This is a genomic window from Fluviibacterium sp. S390, assembly GCF_049800695.1.
GTDB lineage: Bacteria > Pseudomonadota > Alphaproteobacteria > Rhodobacterales > Rhodobacteraceae > Meridianimarinicoccus.
In genome coordinates this window covers 1-17,246 of sequence record NZ_JBNAFN010000031.1, presented here as the reverse complement: position 1 = coordinate 17,246, position 17,246 = coordinate 1, and the positions used below count along the sequence as shown (strand labels likewise).

Here is a 17,246-nt window from a genome sequence, read left to right as displayed (position 1 = left end):
TTGCAGCGCCCCCGGCTGGAGGTTGCTGACATCTTTCGGAAGTATGGACCCACATATCGGCGGGCCAAGGCAGGTCATGTCAGTCTCGGCCAACTCAAAGTGATGTCGGCGATAGAAGCTTGCCGAACCGAAGCGCTCGGTGGGCATGTAGCTGCCTGCACCAAATGCGATCACCATCACATCGCCTATAACTCTTGCAAGAACCGGCATTGTCCCAAGTGCCAGGGCCCCGCCGCGCGGGACTGGATGGCAGCGCGCGCCGAGGATCTGCTGCCGGTCGAGTACTTCCACGTCGTCTTCACGATGCCTGCCGAGATCGCCCGCATCGCCTATTGGAACCAGAAGGCGGTCTACGGCCTGCTGTTCCGCGCATCGGCGCAGACTGTGATGACCATTGCGGCCGATCCAAAGCGCCTCGGTGCCAAAGTCGGCATGACCAGTGTCCTGCACACCTGGGGATCGGCGCTCACCCATTATCCCCACATCCACATGATTGTTCCAGGCGGCGGCTTGTCACTGGACGGCACCAGATGGGTGGCCTGCAAGCCGGGGTTCTTTCTGCATGTGCGGCTATTGGCACGGCTGTTCAGGCGCTTGTTCCTGGAAGGACTGATAGAGCTGCACCGAGCAGGCCAGCTTGCGTTCTTCGGCGACCTCGATCGCTTGGCGCTGCCGGATCCCTTCGCGCAATGGCTCGCCCCGTTCCGCAAAACGGAATGGGTGGTCTATGCCAAACCTCCGTTCGGTGGGCCCGAGGCGGTGCTGGCCTATCTGAGCCGGTACACCCACCGGGTCGCAATCTCGAACCACCGCTTGGTCTGCGCGGATGCTGACACCGTGGCTTTCCGCTGGAAGGATTACCGGATCAAACACGGTGATCGTCAAAAGGTCATGCGCCTGGCCACCACCGAGTTCATTCGCCGCTTCCTGATCCACGTCCTGCCCGATGGGTTCCACCGCATCCGCCATTACGGTCTGCGGGCCAGTTCAGCGCGCAAAACAAACATCAGGAAGAGCCGGGCTTTGCTTGGCGCTCAACGCACCGGAGAAACCGCCGAGCCAGAGTTGGCGCCCGAGACCACCTCTCTCACCTTGCGCGAGCCATGTCCCTGCTGCGGTGGCCCTTTGCGTGTCATCGAGATCTTCTGGCGCGGTCAGATGCCAATGTCACGCGCGCCACCAAGGGAGCAGGCTGCATGATCCGATGCTTGAACCCAAACTTTGATATACTTCGGTCGCCATTGGCTGATCGGCCAAAACCGCTTGCGGCCATCATCCAGATTGACGGTCAGGGTTGCGTTATCCGCGTCCAATCTACGGAACGCCCGCGACCAAGGTGGTGGAAAATGACTGCGGCTGGCGAACCCAACACGGTCAACTCCGCGCCCCCTTCAATGATAGCCTCACCCGCTCGCGCTCTTTCCCCATAGGTCACAACCAGCCCCCGCGGCTTCCTCCTTCCGAGGTTTGTCAACGCGGGCCGCACACCCCGCAGGAAGGAAATGTTGCACCCCGGCCCGCATCGAAAAACCTTCAGGGAAGCCGACCTTCGCTGCAGGCGCGAGGAAAACCCTGTTCTTCCGCAGAAGCGGACATCCAGGTCCGAAATAATCCAATCGGCAAAAAGGACGGAACGACGGAGCCGCGCCGCCGCATGGGGCCTGTGGCGGGTGCCTAATGCTGATCAAGGCACTGCGCATTTGGGAGCTTGCGGACCTGCCTGACAATTGGCGCCCTCTCAATTGACAGACCAGAGGTTTCCACGCCGTCGGAGATTCCAATGCCGCTGCGCGAGCGAATGCGTGGCGTCAGAGATCGCAAGCAAGCTCTTTTATATGGGCGGGAAAGCCGTAACTGGCTCGGAGGAGTGGCAAGCGATCGTCTCAACGGGGACCATGGCCTCAGCAGGCGGGGCGTGCGCGTCGGGTACACCGAGGCCAAGTTCACTGGGTGTCGTGTAATGGCAGTCTTGCGCAACCGTGCAGCGCCGCAGTGTCGGCGTTTATGGCGTGGATCGGCGTCTCCTGGTGGGTCGTGATGTTGTACGGACGCGCGACCACCTCCTGAAACCGGGCGCGGCCCGCCCGCGACAGCACCGACCGCGACACGCTTCCGGCGTAGTAGATGCCCGACGAGGGGAGGTAGGCCAGCATAAGTTCGCGATGCAGCCAACCGATCAGTTCGGCGTAAAAAGCCACGGCCTCGGAGACCTCGGCGCTGGTGCCTCGGTCGTAGATGTCCATCAGCTCCTCCGGTCCCAGATCGCAGAGACCCGTCAGCAGTTGGCAGAACTGCGCAAACCCGCGACCGGAAAAGCAGTGTTCGACCGTCGGGAAATGTTCAGCCAGCCCGGCCCGGCGGGCTTCCAGCACCTGCGCGACCCCGGCGGGGAGCCCCACGTGACCGCTTTCGGACCGGAGGCAGACGACCGTGCCGCCATGCTGCACCACCGGGCTGACATTGAACCCCGTTCCGATCCCGACAACCAGGGACTGGCGCGGAGCGGATTGTTCCGGTCGGCCTTTGACGATTGTATCGAGGTCGTCGGGGCCAAGGCCGGGCACCGAATAGCCCAGTGCGACCAGATCGTTGTTGATCCCGCATCGTTGACTTCCCACCCGGGCGGCGAGGTCCGCCGCGGAAATTTCCCATCCGCGATTGGTCAGCCGGGCGTTGCCACCATCGACCGGGCCGGCCACCGCCAGGGCAATTTCGTCCGGAACGGTGTCTCCGATATCGGCAAAGTACGCATCGACGACGGAGTCGAAGGTCGCGTGCTCTGCGTTGCGGAAGCTGCGGGTGGACCCGGGCCGAAGCTGGCCCGAGTCCGAGAGCGCGAGGCGGCTGTTGGTTCCGCCTATGTCAGCGACAAGACGCATGCGCTCAGTTCAGCCGCTGGCCGGTTTCCGGCGCGAAGTACGACACCTTACCCAGGTCGAAGGCCAGCTTTTGCGGCTTGCCGGCCTCCGCGGTGGTCTCAGCGTGCAGCCGCGCGGTGACGTGTTTGCCGCCCATCTGCATCACCACGTAGGTGTCGGCGCCCGCTGGTTCGACGATGTCGACCATGCACTCGGCCTCTTGCGCCACCGTGCCGGCGCGGTAACCGGGTTCGGCGATATCCTCGGGGCGCACGCCGATGATGACGTCCTCGGGCAGGTCGCGGTTGCGTTCGTCCCTCAGCACGATGGGCGCACCATCACGCCGCGCGATCTCGATCCGCGAGGCATCGCTGCCGGATTGCACCTTGGCCGGGATCAAGTTCATCGCCGGGTTGCCCATGAAGTCGGCCACGAAGAGGTTGGCCGGGCGGTTGTAGATCTCCGCCGGGGTGCCGATCTGCTGGATTATGCCGCCCTTCATGACGACGATCTTGGTGGCGAGCGTCATCGCCTCGATCTGATCGTGGGTGACATAGACCATCGAGGCGCCGAGCCGCTGGTGCAGTTCCTTGATTTCGGTGCGCATCTCGACCCGCAGCTTGGCGTCGAGGTTCGACAGCGGCTCGTCAAAGAGGAACAGCTTGGGATCGCGCACCAGCGCCCGGCCCATCGCCACTCGCTGCCGCTGGCCGCCAGACAGTTGGCCGGGGCGGCGGTTCAGCAGTTGCTCGATCTGCAATTGCTTGGCCACATGGTCCAGCTTCTGTTGCTGGGTGGCCTGATCGACGCCGCGGACCTTCATGCCGAAGGTGATGTTCTTGGCGACCGTCATCGTCGGGTAGAGCGCATAGGACTGGAACACCATCGCGATGTCGCGGTCCTTGGGGCTGACGTTGGTCATGTTGCGCCCGCCGATATGCAGCTCGCCGCCCGAGATCGGCTCAAGCCCGGCGATGCAGTTCAGCAGAGTGGACTTGCCGCAGCCCGAGGGGCCGACGAGGACGAGGAAGTCGCCCTTCTCGATCGAGACGTTGATGTCCTTGAGGATCTCGGTCGAGCCGTAGTTCTTGTAAAGATTCTTGATATCCAGGATCGGTGCCATGAGATTTATCCTTTCACGGATCCGGCGGTCAGCCCGCGGATGAAGTATTTGCCAGCGACGATGTAGACGAGGAGCGTGGGCAGTGCCGCGATGATGGCGGCGGCCATGTCCACGTTGTATTCCTTCACGCCGGTTGTGGAGTTGACGATGTTGTTGAGCGCCACGGTGATCGGTTGGGTGCCTGCCTGGCTGAACGAGACGCCGAACAGGAAGTCGTTCCAGATCTGAGTGAACTGCCAGATGACCGAGACCACGATGATCGGCAGGCTCAGCGGCAGGAAGATCGACCAGAAGATTCGGAAGAAGCCCGCGCCATCGACCTTGGCCGCCTTGCTCAGTTCGGCCGGGATCGTCACGTAGTAGTTGCGGAAGAACAGCGTGGTGAAGCCCAGCCCATAGATCACATGGACGAAGATCAGCCCCGGGATGGTGCCTGCGATGCCCATGATGCCAAGCACGCGGGCCATCGGCAGCAGCACCACCTGGAACGGGATAAAGCAGCCGAACAGCATCAGCGCGAAGAAGATGTTGGCGCCGGGGAACTTCCAATGGGCCACCACGTAGCCGTTCATCGCGCCTACAAGTGTTGAGATCAGGACGGCGGGCACCGCGATCAGCACCGAGTTCCAGAAGTAGGGTTTCACGCCGTTGCACTGGATGCCGGTGCAAGCCTCCGACCAAGCTGTGCGCCATGCATCGAACGTGACTTCGCGCGGCAGGGCCATAAGGTCTCCTGTGCGGATCTCTTCGAGGCTTTTCAGCGACGTTGTGATCATCACGAAAAGCGGCAGCAGATAGTAGAGCGCGAACAAGCCAAGGACGACATAGAGCAGCCAGCGCAGGCCGATCCGGACGGTGCGGCTTTGGCTGCGGGGTGTATCGATTGCGAAATCAGTCATTTTTCACCCTCAGTTCTGAATAGAGGTAGGGGACGACGATGGTGAACACGACCGCCATCATGATCATCGCCGAGCTTGCTGCCTGACCGATGTCGCCGCGCGAGAATGCCATGGCGTACATGTACGTCGCAGGCAGGTCCGTGGCGAAGCCGGGGCCGCCGCCGGTCAGAGCGATGACGAGGTCGAAGCTCTTGATGGCAAGGTGGGCCAGCACGATGAAAGCCGACAGGAAGATCGGGGCCATTGATGGAATGATGATCGCCGAATAGACCCGCCACGTGGGGATGCCGTCGACTTGGGCTGCGCGGATGATCTCGGTGTCGACCGACCGTAGACCCGCCAGAAACAGCGCCATCACGAAGCCAGAGCTCTGCCAGATGGCGGCCAGCACGATGGTGTAGATGGCCTTGTCCGGATCGACCAGCCAGTTGAAAGTGAAGTTCTCGAACCCCCAGCCCTGCACAGTTGCATCCAGCCCAAGGCCGGGGTTGAGGATCCATTTCCACGCCGTCCCGGTCACGATCATCGACAGCGCCATCGGGTACAGATAGATCGTGCGGATCGCGCCTTCAGTGCGGATGTTCTGATCCAGCAGGATCGCTAGCATCAAGCCCAGCGCCATCGAGATGACGATGAACAGCGTGCCGAAGATGAACAGGTTGTTCATGGCGACGTCCCAGCGCGGCGCGGCAAACAGGCGCTCGTACTGGATGAAGCCGTCGATCTCGTATTTCGGCAGTAGTTTCGATCGGGTCAGCGAGACCCAGGCGGTCCAGACGATGAAGCCGTAGACGAAGACAAGGACGGCGACGAACGATGGGGCGAGCACGACTTTTGGCAAGTGCTCTTCGAGCCACTTGGACATTGGATTTCCTCCATAGGGATGGCCCGCCCCGAAGGGCAGGCCAGGATTTGGCAGTTTACATGCTGTTCTGGACAGCGGTCAGCAGTTGCTGAACGGCGTCCTCCGACGACATGTCGGAGTTGAAGTGCGAGGTCACCACATCGGTGATCGCACCGGCCTGCGCGCCGCGCAGAGCCATGCCGTGGGCGTAGGAGGGCAGCAGCGAGCCGCCTTCGGAGCTGGCGGTCATGTCTTCCGACGACAGGTGCGCGCAGCTGTCGAACTCTTCCAAGGCAACATCGGTCCGCGCCGGGATCGAGCCCTTGTTGAGGTTGAACACCTTCTGGAAGTTCTGACCGACGATCAGTTTCGCCAGAAGCTCCTGACCTTGGCGCTTGTCGTCTCCGTCGACGTCGAACATGGCAAAGCTGTCGACGTTATAGAGGAAACCCTCACCCGGAGTGGAGGCGCAGAGGAAGTCTTCGCCCGGCACCTTGCCCGCGGCGAGGAATTCACCCTTGGCCCAGTCGCCCATGATCTGGAACGCGGCTTCGCCGTTCATCACCATCGCGGTGGCGAGGTTCCAGTCGCGGCCGGGGAAGTTCTCGTCGACATAACCGCGCATGGTGCGCATCTGGTCGAACACCGCCTTCATCTCGTCCGAGGTCAGCGTGGCCTCGTCCAGATCGACAAACGCCTTTCGGAACCCGTCGGGCCCGAGGATGCCAAGCGCCACGGCTTCGAACACGGTCGCGTCCTGCCAGGACTGGCCGCCATGCGCCAGCGGGATGACCCCTGCGGCCTGCAGCTTTTCGGCAGCGGCGTTGAATTCATCCCACGATGTCGGCATTTCGACGCCGTTGGCTTCCAGAACGTCGGCGTTGGCCCAGATCCAGTCGACACGGTGCACGTTCACCGGTGCCGCGCACCAGTTGCCTTCGCACTTCATGTGACCAGCGATTGAATCCGGCAGCACGTCTGCCCAGCCTTCGGCTTCGGCCACGTTCGAGATATCGGCCAGCACACCTTCTTCGTACCATTCCTGAATGGCCGGGCCTTTCAACTGGACGGCGGTCGGCGCGTTGCCCGAAAGGACGCGTGCCCGCAGCGCCGTCATGGCAGCGTCGCCGCCGCCGCCCGCGACCGGCATGTCGGTCCAGGTGCCGCCGTTGTCGGCGAATTCCTTTTGCAGGACCGCGACGGATTTGGCTTCGCCGCCCGATGTCCAGTAGTGCAGGACTTCGGCGCTCGGCTCGGCGGCGGCGAAGGAAGCAGAGATCATGGCAGCCGCGGATACGGTGCCGAGTACGATACGTTTCATTTTTGGGTCTCCTCCCGGTTTTGAACCTGACGGGGCAATCTCCCGGCCCCGTGGTTCACGTGCCACAATCTGAAGCAAACGGCGCCTGCCATGCAATCTCTGCAAACCGGGTTCTCGCCCCGGACATCATGATATTTATCCGGTTTGTTACCGATTGTTACGCCACGGTTGAATTTGTTGCGCATCGTTACGTAAGCGATGATACCGAGGGGGTTGTGCTTCCGGTTTGGGAGAGGGGACGGATGACGATTCCAAGACTGCTGGTTGTCGATGACGATAACGACACCCGACAAATGCTGACGCAGTTCCTGCAACAGAATGGGACGATCGCGCTGCCCGCCTCAAGCGAGGCCGACATCCGCAGGCACCTCGATACCGGGCGGATCGACCTGATATTGCTCGACGTTATGCTGGGCGACGAAAACGGGCTTGAGATCTGTGCCCGCCTGCGCGCGGAACAGGAAGTGCCGATCATCATGATCTCGGCGCTCTCCGCCGATCATCAGCGCATGTCCGGCTACGAGGTCGGCGCCGACGACTACATCGCCAAGCCGTTCAATCCCAAGCTCCTGTTGGCGCGCATCAAGGCGGTGTTGGCGCGCGCGCGGCGGTCGTCTTCGCTGGTCCACCGCCGACAGACCAAGACGTTCCGCTTCGCCGGGTGGAGCTACGACGCCAAGCGCGACGAAGTGCGTTCGCCCGAGGGGTTTCAGGTGGCCTTGTCGCGCCGGGAAACCGCGCTGTTGCAGGTGTTTCTTGCGAACCCGCACATCCCACTCACCCGGGACGAAATTGCCGGAGCACTGGATGTCACAGGCGATCCCGCGGAAACCCCCGTGGATTCTAGCGGCAGGGCGCTCGACGTCCTTGTCGGGCGGTTGCGTTCCAAGATCGAGAAATCCCCCAAGGAGCCTCAGCTCCTGCGGACCGAGCGCGGCATCGGATATGTCTTCGCCGCCGATGTCATCTCTGAGGATACATGACTGGCAAACTCTACAGCCTGCGCGTCTTTGGCACTGGCCTGTTGGTCGCGGCCTTCTTTGTCGGGCTGGCGAGCACTTGGTTGTGGATGCGGTCGGACGCCGCGTGGCAGGCGCACCTGACCCGCGCCGAGTTCACCGGTGGCTCACTGTTCCACGCGCTGAGTGCCGGGGCTCCGGAACCCGCCGGAGTGCACATCCAGCCGCTGTCGGACGCAGACACCCAACTTGCCGCCCGTGGTGAGTTCGAGCAGATAAGCGGCATTCCCCGCCCGCCAATTGTCACCAATGTTTCGATCCTCGAGGCGCCGTCTCCGGGTGTGTCCGGTCATGAACTCGTGCTGGCCGTCGTGGCCTCCGAACTGCGTTATCCGCTGTCCGCCTTGTCCATCAGCAACCAGCACAGCGCGGCGGAAACCCTCGGCGCCCTGACGCGGGTGATGGCGAGTTTATGCAGCGATCCGGTGATCCTTGCCCGTGTGGACCGCGACGACTGGGTGCGTGTGGAGGGCCTGGACATCTGGGGCTGTGACGCGGCGCCGAGTGATCTGCGCCTTGCCGCGATCGTACTGGCCTTTGTCGGGCTGGGCGGCATCGCCACGCTCTTTCTCAACATGATCGGACTGTTCGACCGCTTCGCCGAACTGTTGCGCAGCCGTCGCCGGCTTGGCGGGCCCGAAAGTTACGACTCAACCGGGCCAGAGGAGTTGCGCGACATCGTTGCGGCCGTGAACAGCTACCTCGAAGCCGAGCGCGAACAGCTGGAGAAACGGGCCATCGTGCTGTCCGGAGTGAGCCACGACCTCGGCACCCCTGCCACCCGCCTGCGGCTTCGCGCGGCGCTGATCGACGACCCGGAGTTGCGCAACCGGCTGGAAAGCGACATTGACCAGATGACCGGCATCATCGAAAGCGTGCTGACGTTCACCAGGACCGAGATCAACTCCGAGGAGCCCCGGCAGATTTCCCTGACGTCTCTGGTCGAGGCTTTGGTCGCCGATTACAGCGATACCGGCCAGCCAGTAGAATTCCGCAGGACAGAGCGCGTCACCGCGAAGGGCGGGCGATCGGTGTTCATGTCGCGGCAGGGTCACGGCGCCGTCCCCGACGAGCGGCGTGTCGTTGTCACGGTCCGCCCGGTATCATTGCAACGCGCTCTGTCGAACCTGATCGACAATGCCCTGAAGTATGGCCGCCGGGCGACCGTCGAACTGCACACCGACGCCGACACCGCGACCATCGTGGTCGAAGATGAAGGCTCGGACTATTCTCCCATTGATCTGGAGGCGCTGGTTTCACCGTTCCGCCGTGGCGGCAACACCGGGTTGGTCCACGGTTTCGGACTGGGCCTGACCATCGTGGCCAGCATCGCCAACATGCATGGCGGCGCGCTGACCTTCGAACACGGGGCCAACGGCATTCGCGCCCGGCTCAGCATCCAGCGAAACTGAACCGGCAGCACCGCGTTCACGGCCAGGGCTATTGGTTGCAAGCTGGCTGCCTTTCGCCAGACCCATAGGTGGCGTTCGCGCTCGCAGCAGGGTTTGGTCGCGCGGTGACGGCAGGTCGGTCCCGCACAGTATGAGTTCGCCGCCTTTATAATTCGCGTTTGCAGCGAATGGCAGCGAAGGCCGGCCGCGATGCAGCATATTGAGAATTGGTTGAATGGCCGCTCGGGGCCGTCCACGTCGGGCGTACTGCTTCAAACCAGATCGACGCCGTAGAGGCGCGGCGCATGGACATGCGTCCGGACAAGGACTGCAGCGGCCGCACCCGCGATGGCGCCGAAGAGATGCGCCTCCCACGAGACGCCGGGTTGGCCCGGAAGAACGCCCCAGAGAATGGAGCCGTAGAGGACACCGACCAGCAGTGCCGCGCCCAGCGTGATCAGTGAGCGATCCACGAGGCCGCGCGCGACGAGGAAGCCAAACCAGCCGAAGACCAACCCTGACGCACCGATATGGATGGCGGAGCTTCCGAACAGCCAGACGAGACTTCCGGCGAGGCCGATCACCACTGCGTTCACAGGCAGCAAGGCCCTCGTGGTCGTGGCCACCAGCAGCCCACCCATCACCAGGAGCGGCGGCGTATTGGCCATAAGATGCGCGAAGCTTCCGTGCAGCAGCGGCATTGCGACGACGCCATCCAAACCACCGAGCTGCCTGGGGATCAGGCCGAAGGCCGGGTTCAAACCATAGCCGACGATCCAATTGACGACTTGGACCGCCCAGAGCAGCGCGACAAAAGCGGCAAGCGCCGCGGCGCGCCGTAAGAAAGCACGCATGTGATACCGGTTCATCATGTTGGCGACATTAGACGTCCCCACAGCACCTTCAACGGCTTTCGCGCGCTGCACAGGGTGCCACCTCCGGGAAAGGGGATTCGCGTTGGCCAACGTGGTCACGGCCCAAGCCAAGAAAATGGCCTCGATCTTACACGGTGTTCCCCGGGCGAAATGGCTGCGGTTCACGCTCGGGGCGCTTCAGGGCTTCGGCGTATTTGCGGGCATTGTCATCGATCGTGCCGTGCCAGAGCTTCGAGACGAACGCGCGGGCGTCTTGGACCGTCATGTCTTTCAGCGAAGAGGACAGCGCCATGAAAAGCTCATCCTCGCTGATCGCGGCGGCACAGTGCATGGCGTCCGCGTAAAATGACGGGTCGTTGAGGACCTGCTCGCTTAGCGGCATCAGCGCGAGGTTCTTCTCCGGGATCGCCATGAAGATCGTGTCTTGCAGATCGGTCAGGTAGGCGCGGCGCGATGTAGACACCGGCTTTCCCGCCGCCTTGGCCTCCAGATATGTCTGCCTTGTCCTGTCGAGCTTCGCCCTTGCATGGGTCATGATGACTTCACGCTTTCGGGCGGGTAGCGTGAATCCGGTGCAGCGCTCGATATGGGCGAGGAGATCTGCAACCTCTGCCTTAACATTAAAGCTCTCGAACCATGGAACCGTCCCTGACCTAGCCACCACGCGCCTGCCCTCGATATCGCAATAATATATCATCGTATCACATTTGCACCTGACCGCAAGCGCGTGGCGTCCTTCACGCCAGCAGACACAGAAAAAGGGGAACCGTGATCCCACGGCTCCCCTTTCGGTTCAGATCGTCTCCTCTCGCGCGCCGATTAGGCGACCAAGGAGAGCCCCGCGCCCGCGTCCTGCGGTTGCTCACCGCTGTCGATGAACGGGATGATCGAGAAAGTCTGCCCGCCGCGCTGTTCTTCGTTCTGCACGGCGTTCACGCGCAGGTCACCGTCGGGCGTGTTGATCAGCAGCGACAGGTAGTCATTGCCAGTGCGGCTGCTTCTCGCCATCCAGGCTGAGCCGACGCGGATTGGCGTGCCCCGGGGCGAGCTGACCTCGATCCGATAGTCGGGGTGGGTCTCCTCGGATTTGTAGCTGTTCTCGATCAGCATGAACTCCAGATCGAACATCATGTTGGCGATGTAGCCCGTGAAGGCGTTGTCAGCGTCCATGGCGGTCAACTCGCCCGAGATCGAGCCGGATTTCATCAGGCCGTTCGAGACCAGCGGGATGATCTCGAATTCGCCGCTCTGGGCCGCGCGCGCCTCTTTCGTCTGCACTGCGTTGACCCGGAACGGGCCGAGGCCGACATCGATCTGCATCGAGATGTAGGGGTTGCCGCTGGTATTCCCGGTCTCGTTCCAGGCCGTGCCGATACGCACCTTGCGGCCTGATTTGTTGACTGCCGTCACGTCGTAATCCGGGCTGCGAGCGGACATCTTGGCCCGTGCCTCGAGCTGGATGGCGATGTCAAAGCGCGTCGAATGGATCATGCCGGTGTACTGAGCGGCTGCGGTCTCGACATTGCGGGTGAGGGTTCCTGCGAACATGGGATGGTTCCTTTTGGATTGGCCGGTGCCTGACGTTTTTGCCAAAGCATCCGGGATTGCTTTCTCGACCCCTTGAGGGATCATAAATCAGAAAGCCTGCTTTCCTTTCAGCCCCGCCCACGGGTCAGATCTGCCGTCCGAGTGGGAATGGACCCACGCCTCCGGGTGCTACGCCCCTCCCCTGCCCCTGTCATCTTGATTGGCCGCCCGGATTTTCCGCGCTGTCCTTTGATCGCGCGATGAAGAACTCCGCCTCTTTGCCGTTCAACCGTTTCCCTTCCCGGTCGGTCAGGCCGATGCAGCTACCATTCGGCACATAGGTGATCAGGTACTGACCGAACCCGTCCTTGTGGACAATGTAGCCGGTATTGGCCCAATGCACGGTCTGCCCGGCATCGACGGCCGCCTTGATGTCTTCGAGTGTCATGCGAACCTCCTTACGAAGAATGGTGGAGAAACGACGCAAGAAGCCCGGTCGTCCAACCGGGCTTCCATGCAGCATTCGTTTGGCAAACGACCGAGATCTGTCAGGCACCTTGCGTGGCTTGCGTCGCGCGCGCTGCCATCCAATCCTTCAGGCCAAGAAGCGTTCTTCCGGCGGCGACCTCGGAGGCCCAGGCAACCCTTGGGTCGCCGCAGGGCTCGGAGCCGGAATACCGGTCGATGTGGCCATTGGCCATCCATGGCTCGGGCTGGATCCGTCGCAGCCAGTCCGCCATGCTCGGAATGCGGCCCTGGCAGTCTTCACGGATATGCTGCTCGCCGATCCAGCGCACGGGTATCTCTCGACCTGCGCTATTGGTCAGGGACAGGCCGAAGACACGTTCGGCCTCAAAAAGGCCTTGGGCATGGTGGCGCAAAGCTCTGTGCGTGAAGAGCGCGAGGTGCTCTTTCGAGGCGTCAAACCAATCGTGCACAGCCTGATAGTCAGACGGCCCCCCGCCGAATTTCCGGGCAGAGCTTTCAGCATGATGAAGCGGATGGGCCATCTCACAGCCCCTCGTCATAGCTGTGCGAGCATTCGACATAGCGGTCCGCGTGATCGAGGATGATGCTGTCTAGTGCTATGTCCCAGGTCAGCGTGCCGAAGCCACCCTCGTTGTTTTCGAACCCCGGGTGATGGTGATAGGCGAGCGACCAGGCGAAGTCGCCAACTTCTGTGGCAAGCGCCTCCGGCAGGTTGACCTCCGCGGGCTGCACCGTCACATCCTCGACATTGCCGGAGTCGCCATAGCCTTCGTATTCGGCAGCGACCTCGCTGATGCCAAGCGCACGTAGTTGCGCGAGCAGTTCCGCTCGGGTCGCCTTCAAGGTGGTTTCGCGCTCTGCACGCCACTGAGCCGCCATTGCGGCATAATCGATCTGGGGATTGGTCATGGGTCCGTCCTCTTGTCTGAATTTGGGGGGCCGGGCGTGGCGTTGGTCTGCGCGCGCCCGGAAAGCGCAGCCCGGGCAAACCCCGATCCGCGACGCCCGACCCAAAGCCCGCTTTGACTTTTCAGGCGGCTTGTTCTGCCGCCTTGGTGGTTCCCTGCCCAACGATCCGGGCCAGAATGCTCCCCGTGTCGATCCCGTCCCCGTGCGGCAGGAACACCCGTAGCTGGAAGGCGATGATCTCGGTGAAGCAGCCGAGCGCCTTGAGGCCGTCGATCATGCCCCTGTCAGCGCCGCCCAACTCAAGCCGCATCTCGCCTGCGACCCGGCGACGGGTCAGGGTGAGACCCCGGCCCAGATCGACCGGCGCCGTGGTGCCGAGCGCGGCGGTCAGCATGTCTTGCGGCGTTTGCGGGTCGGAGACGAGGAATCGGGCGCGCAGCGCGGCCGCACCTTCCTCGCTCAGCGTACGCCCGATCATCGCGGTCGCCCCGTCGGGCGTGACCCGGTAGATGCGCTCATTGGTGGTCGGAATGTCCTTCCAGATCGGCAGCAGCAGCCCGATCAGCAGGTAAAGCTTGGTCGTGGTGGTTTTTGGCAAGGACGCAGCCTCGGCATCCCAAAGCCGTGCGAATTCCGGCTTGTCGATCTCTTCCCAGGCAGAGGCTTCAAATCGCGTCTCTTCGAGATAGCTGGCCCCATTGGGTCGCACCACCTTGCGCATCAGCGTGACAATGTCCTCGTCATACATCTGCATCGGACGTGCCGAGATGAGCGCCGCGCGGCCGGAGGCGCGATTGACCATCGGCAGCTTATCCGGATTCCGCGATATGGCCTCTTCGGCCCCAAGAACGTGGACTGGGTCCGTCACCTCAAGTCCGATGATCCGCGTCACGGCGCCGGATTTCGGGCAGGTCCAGAGATCCTCCGTGGAGACCTGTTCGATCTTTTCGCCACGCAGGGTTTCGACGCCGAGATCGAGCGTGCCCGCCGCGCGCGCCCGTTCAGTCTGATCGGCAATCCGGCGCATGAACTCGGCAAAGAGCGCATTCTGCATGTGGATGGGAAGGGCAAGCACCCGGTTGAGAAACCGCTGGATCGGGGGAAGCTCCTCGAGAAGCACCCCGTCCTTGTCGATCAGCCGCAAGGCCGTCCAGTCGGTGAAGCTCTCATAGCTCATCGCCTCGGCCCGCCCGGCAGCAAGATCGGCGAAATACCCGCGCAGCGCCGCTCGTGCGATCGGGCTTTCGAGATTGTCCTCCTCGCGGAACATGCCCTGCGAGCCGGTCTCGCGCTGGCCCTTCGTCAAGGCCCCCAGCTGGTCGAGGCGTTTGGCTATAGTCGAGGTGAAGCGCTTCTCGCCGTGCACATCGGAGGTGCAGACCCGGAAGAAGGGCGCGCTGACCTGGGCCGAGCGATGCGTGCGTCCGAGTCCCTGGATGGCCGCATCGGCGCGCCAGCCGGGCTCCAGAAGATAGTGTCGCCGCCGTTTCTGGTTCTTTGCTGTCTGCGCCGCGTGATAGGACCGGCCCGTCCCGCCCGCGTCAGAAAAGATCAGGATATCCTTTTCGCCGTCCATGAAGGCTTGGGTCTCGGAGGAATTGCTGCTGGCGATGCGTTTGTCGATGAAGAGATGGCCATCCTTGGCCTTGAGGGGCCGGATCGACCGCCCCGTGACTTCTGCCACGGCCTCGTCGCCAAAGGCCCAGAGGATCTGATCGAGCGCCGAGGGGATCGGGGCGAGCGTCATCAACTCCATCATAGCCGCGTCACGCAAAGCGAGCGCCTCGCGCGAGACGACCAGCGCGCCGGTTTCATCCCGCAACGGTTCTGCCACCATATTGCCGTCGATCTCCAGGAGCTTTTGCGCATGGATGGGGAAAGCCTGTTCGAGGTAGCCAAGCACATAGTCACGCGGCGTCAAGGCACCCTCGACCAGCTCGTCCTCCGGGTCCATCGTCTCAAGCCGACGTTTCAGCAGGCTCTCACCCGTCGAAACCACCTGGATGACGCAAGCCTTGCCCGCCGCCAGATCTTCCTTGATCGCGCGGATGATGGTCGGGGCCTTCATGCCCATCAGGAGATGGTTGAAGAAGCGCTGCTTCGTGCTCTCAAACCGGGACTTGGCCGAAGCCCGTGCGGCCGAGACATTGGTCTCGCCCGAGGCGTCGTTGACACCGGTCGCAGTCAGCGCCGCTTCGAGATTGTGATGGATCGTCCGAAACGCGCCTGCGTATGCGTCGTAGATCTCGATCTGGGCCGCGGTCAGCGCGTGTTCCAGCACATCATATTCCACGCCATCGAAGCTGAGGGCCCGGGCCGTGTAGAGCCCGAGCGTCTTGAGATCGCGCGCGACCACCTCCATGGCGGCAACGCCGCCGGCTTCCATCGCCGAGACGAAACTCTCGCGGCTCGGGAAGGGGTATTCGGGCCCCTGCCCCCAGAGACCGAGACGCGCGGCATAGGCCAGGTTGTGCACGCTCGTGGCGCCGGTAGCCGAGATGTAGAAGACGCGAGCGCGGGGCGCGGCCAGTTGCAGACGCAGGCCAGCAAGGCCCTGCTGGGAGGGTTTGACCCCCCTGCCCTGCTCGGACCCGGCCGCGTTCTGCATGGCATGGGCCTCATCAAAGGCCAGCACGCCTTCAAAGCCTTCGCCCATCCAGTCGAGGATCTGGCTCAGTCGCGTGGTGCCGCATTTGCCCGCCGAACGCAGCGTGGCGTAGGTGACAAAGAGGATTCCGTCGCCCATGGGGATGGGCTGATCCGGTTTCCATTTGGAAAGCGGCTGAATGTCGGCTGGCGAGCCGCCGAGATCGGTCCAGTCGCGGATCGCGTCCTCGATGAGCGTGGCGGATTTAGAGACCCAGATCGCCTTCCTGCGCCCGGCAAGCCAGTTCACCAGGATCAGCCCCGCGCATTCGCGCCCCTTGCCGCAACCGGTGCCGTCGCCGAGGAAATAGCCGAGGCGATAGGCACGTGCGTCTGGATCATCATCGGCGCGCGTCAGCTTGGTCTGGTCCTCGTCGATGGTAAACCGACCGGGCAGATCACGCCCATGGGCATCGTGCGCCATGATGATGGTTTCCAGCTGCGCTTCGGAGAGATGTCCCTCCCCGATCAACTTGCCGGGCAAGAGCAAGTCGTCACGGCCCGTGTTTGAGGGCATGGGCGGGGCAACCGAGGCCATGGCGATGCTTTCAACGAGCGGCGTGGGATGTTCCTGCGCACCCGCGATCGCGATCCGCTGCGGACGGAAGCGCGCATAGATATCCGAGACAGGCGTGTTGTCGCGCGGGACATCGAAGCTTGTGAAGCTGAGCGGGATGGCAGCATTGGTTCGGGTTTTGGAGGCGGCGGCTGGCGCGACGCAGCGCTTGCGCGGGGCAGATGATGGAACGGCCGGCCGCCCGTTAGGGATCGCCGCTGCCTGTTGTACGCGGCGCATCTCGGTCCTGGTTGCGGCCACGGCATCGACATATGCCAAGGCTTCATCCAGATCCCGCACAGGGACGCGGATCATTTCGCCGTCCTCCTGCACCTTGTCGAAGACCATCAGCTGGGTTTCCACAGAGGTGCCGAGCTTGCGGTAGACCTGCCCCGGCATCGTCAACGCCAGTCGCGGCGTCAGGAGGCCGCAGGCGCGGGACCAATGCGCGGCATCGCGTTCGGACGTGAATCCTGGCGGCATGATAGCCACCAGCCGCCCACCGGGCGCGAGACGCTTTGCTGCCGCGATGAGGTGCTTGGCGGCGATGTACTTGTCCCGGGAACGATCGACCGAGGACGCGAAGGGCGGGTTCATCACCACGACGTCGGGCAGGACCGGCGTCTGCAGCAGATCGTCGATATGCTCACCATCGTGACCCGTCACCTCGCCGCCGAAAACCACGCGTAGGAGGCGCTGGCGAAAGGGGTCGATTTCATTGAGCAAAAGCGTGGCACCGGCCCGGGTAGCGAAAGCTGCCAGGGCACCGGTGCCCGCCGAGGGCTCCAG

Annotated in this window: 14 protein-coding genes and 1 pseudogene; 3 read left to right on the top strand and 12 right to left on the bottom strand. The window is 62.9% G+C overall.

The window, feature by feature from the left end; genetic code table 11:
• Window positions 1–1,200, top strand: coding sequence for an IS91 family transposase (locus tag ACP15K_RS18445; RefSeq protein WP_424991232.1), 1,200 nt, complete (start codon window positions 1–3; stop codon window positions 1,198–1,200).
• 743 nt (window positions 1,201–1,943) lie between these two features.
• Here ACP15K_RS18445 and ACP15K_RS18440 read toward each other — a convergent pair.
• The 5 genes from ACP15K_RS18440 to ACP15K_RS18420 are packed head-to-tail and all read right to left on the bottom strand — an operon-like array spanning window position 1,944 to window position 7,045.
• On the bottom strand, window positions 1,944–2,879 hold the full coding sequence (locus ACP15K_RS18440; protein ID WP_424991231.1) for a glucokinase: 936 nt from the start codon (window positions 2,877–2,879) through the stop codon (window positions 1,944–1,946).
• A 4-nt stretch (window positions 2,880–2,883) separates the two neighbouring features.
• Entirely contained in the window at window positions 2,884–3,981 is a 1,098-nt protein-coding gene (locus tag ACP15K_RS18435; RefSeq protein ID WP_424991230.1) for an ABC transporter ATP-binding protein, read from the bottom strand.
• Window positions 3,982–3,986: 5 nt separating this feature from the next.
• Entirely contained in the window at window positions 3,987–4,880 is an 894-nt protein-coding gene (locus ACP15K_RS18430) for a carbohydrate ABC transporter permease (RefSeq protein WP_424991229.1), read from the bottom strand.
• Entirely contained in the window at window positions 4,873–5,745 is an 873-nt protein-coding gene (locus ACP15K_RS18425) for a carbohydrate ABC transporter permease (protein ID WP_424991228.1), read from the bottom strand. The genes ACP15K_RS18430 and ACP15K_RS18425 overlap by 8 nt, the downstream gene beginning before the upstream one ends.
• A gap of 55 nt (window positions 5,746–5,800) precedes the next feature.
• Window positions 5,801–7,045 (bottom strand): ABC transporter substrate-binding protein, encoded by a 1,245-nt coding sequence (locus ACP15K_RS18420; protein ID WP_424991227.1) that lies wholly within the window; start codon window positions 7,043–7,045, stop codon window positions 5,801–5,803.
• Between the two features lie 242 nt (window positions 7,046–7,287).
• Here ACP15K_RS18420 and ACP15K_RS18415 point away from each other — a divergent pair, with 242 nt between their 5' ends.
• On the top strand, window positions 7,288–8,028 hold the full coding sequence (locus tag ACP15K_RS18415) for a response regulator transcription factor (protein ID WP_424991226.1): 741 nt from the start codon (window positions 7,288–7,290) through the stop codon (window positions 8,026–8,028).
• Window positions 8,025–9,476, top strand: a complete 1,452-nt coding sequence (locus ACP15K_RS18410) for a sensor histidine kinase (RefSeq protein WP_424991225.1) — start codon at window positions 8,025–8,027, stop codon at window positions 9,474–9,476. The genes ACP15K_RS18415 and ACP15K_RS18410 overlap by 4 nt, the downstream gene beginning before the upstream one ends.
• A 251-nt stretch (window positions 9,477–9,727) precedes the next feature.
• Here the strand turns inward: ACP15K_RS18410 and ACP15K_RS18405 are convergent, their stop codons facing one another.
• The 7 genes and pseudogenes from ACP15K_RS18405 to ACP15K_RS18375 all read right to left on the bottom strand — a co-directional run.
• A complete protein-coding gene (locus ACP15K_RS18405) occupies window positions 9,728–10,309 on the bottom strand; it encodes a rhomboid family intramembrane serine protease (protein WP_424991224.1) in 582 nt (193 codons plus the stop codon).
• Between the two features lie 148 nt (window positions 10,310–10,457).
• On the bottom strand, window positions 10,458–10,865 hold the full coding sequence (locus ACP15K_RS18400) for a hypothetical protein (RefSeq protein ID WP_424991223.1): 408 nt from the start codon (window positions 10,863–10,865) through the stop codon (window positions 10,458–10,460).
• Between the two features lie 284 nt (window positions 10,866–11,149).
• Window positions 11,150–11,878: a DUF736 family protein gene (locus ACP15K_RS18395; protein WP_424991222.1), complete on the bottom strand. Its 729-nt coding sequence runs from the start codon at window positions 11,876–11,878 to the stop codon at window positions 11,150–11,152.
• Between the two features lie 124 nt (window positions 11,879–12,002).
• A pseudogene (locus ACP15K_RS18390) lies at window positions 12,003–12,305 on the bottom strand (hypothetical protein).
• Between the two features lie 100 nt (window positions 12,306–12,405).
• Window positions 12,406–12,867 (bottom strand): DUF6915 family protein, encoded by a 462-nt coding sequence (locus tag ACP15K_RS18385; protein ID WP_424991221.1) that lies wholly within the window; start codon window positions 12,865–12,867, stop codon window positions 12,406–12,408.
• A 1-nt stretch (window position 12,868) separates the two neighbouring features.
• Window positions 12,869–13,255 carry a DUF6878 family protein gene (locus ACP15K_RS18380; RefSeq protein ID WP_424991220.1) on the bottom strand — a complete coding sequence of 129 codons (387 nt, stop codon included), beginning with the start codon at window positions 13,253–13,255 and terminating at the stop codon, window positions 12,869–12,871.
• Window positions 13,256–13,376: 121 nt separating this feature from the next.
• The coding region (locus ACP15K_RS18375) for a strawberry notch-like NTP hydrolase domain-containing protein (RefSeq protein WP_424991219.1) at window positions 13,377–17,246 on the bottom strand (3,870 nt) is incomplete at its 5' end.

Coding starts and splice junctions, on each gene's coding strand:
- ACP15K_RS18440 (WP_424991231.1), bottom strand. CDS start 2,879: ATGCGTCTTGTCGCTGACATAGGCGGAACCAACAGCCGCCTCGCGCTC.
- ACP15K_RS18435 (WP_424991230.1), bottom strand. CDS start 3,981: ATGGCACCGATCCTGGATATCAAGAATCTTTACAAGAACTACGGCTCG.
- ACP15K_RS18430 (WP_424991229.1), bottom strand. CDS start 4,880: ATGACTGATTTCGCAATCGATACACCCCGCAGCCAAAGCCGCACCGTC.
- ACP15K_RS18425 (WP_424991228.1), bottom strand. CDS start 5,745: ATGTCCAAGTGGCTCGAAGAGCACTTGCCAAAAGTCGTGCTCGCCCCA.
- ACP15K_RS18420 (WP_424991227.1), bottom strand. CDS start 7,045: ATGAAACGTATCGTACTCGGCACCGTATCCGCGGCTGCCATGATCTCT.
- ACP15K_RS18415 (WP_424991226.1), top strand. CDS start 7,288: ATGACGATTCCAAGACTGCTGGTTGTCGATGACGATAACGACACCCGA.
- ACP15K_RS18410 (WP_424991225.1), top strand. CDS start 8,025: ATGACTGGCAAACTCTACAGCCTGCGCGTCTTTGGCACTGGCCTGTTG.
- ACP15K_RS18405 (WP_424991224.1), bottom strand. CDS start 10,309: ATGCGTGCTTTCTTACGGCGCGCCGCGGCGCTTGCCGCTTTTGTCGCG.
- ACP15K_RS18400 (WP_424991223.1), bottom strand. CDS start 10,865: ATGACCCATGCAAGGGCGAAGCTCGACAGGACAAGGCAGACATATCTG.
- ACP15K_RS18395 (WP_424991222.1), bottom strand. CDS start 11,878: ATGTTCGCAGGAACCCTCACCCGCAATGTCGAGACCGCAGCCGCTCAG.
- ACP15K_RS18385 (WP_424991221.1), bottom strand. CDS start 12,867: ATGGCCCATCCGCTTCATCATGCTGAAAGCTCTGCCCGGAAATTCGGC.
- ACP15K_RS18380 (WP_424991220.1), bottom strand. CDS start 13,255: ATGACCAATCCCCAGATCGATTATGCCGCAATGGCGGCTCAGTGGCGT.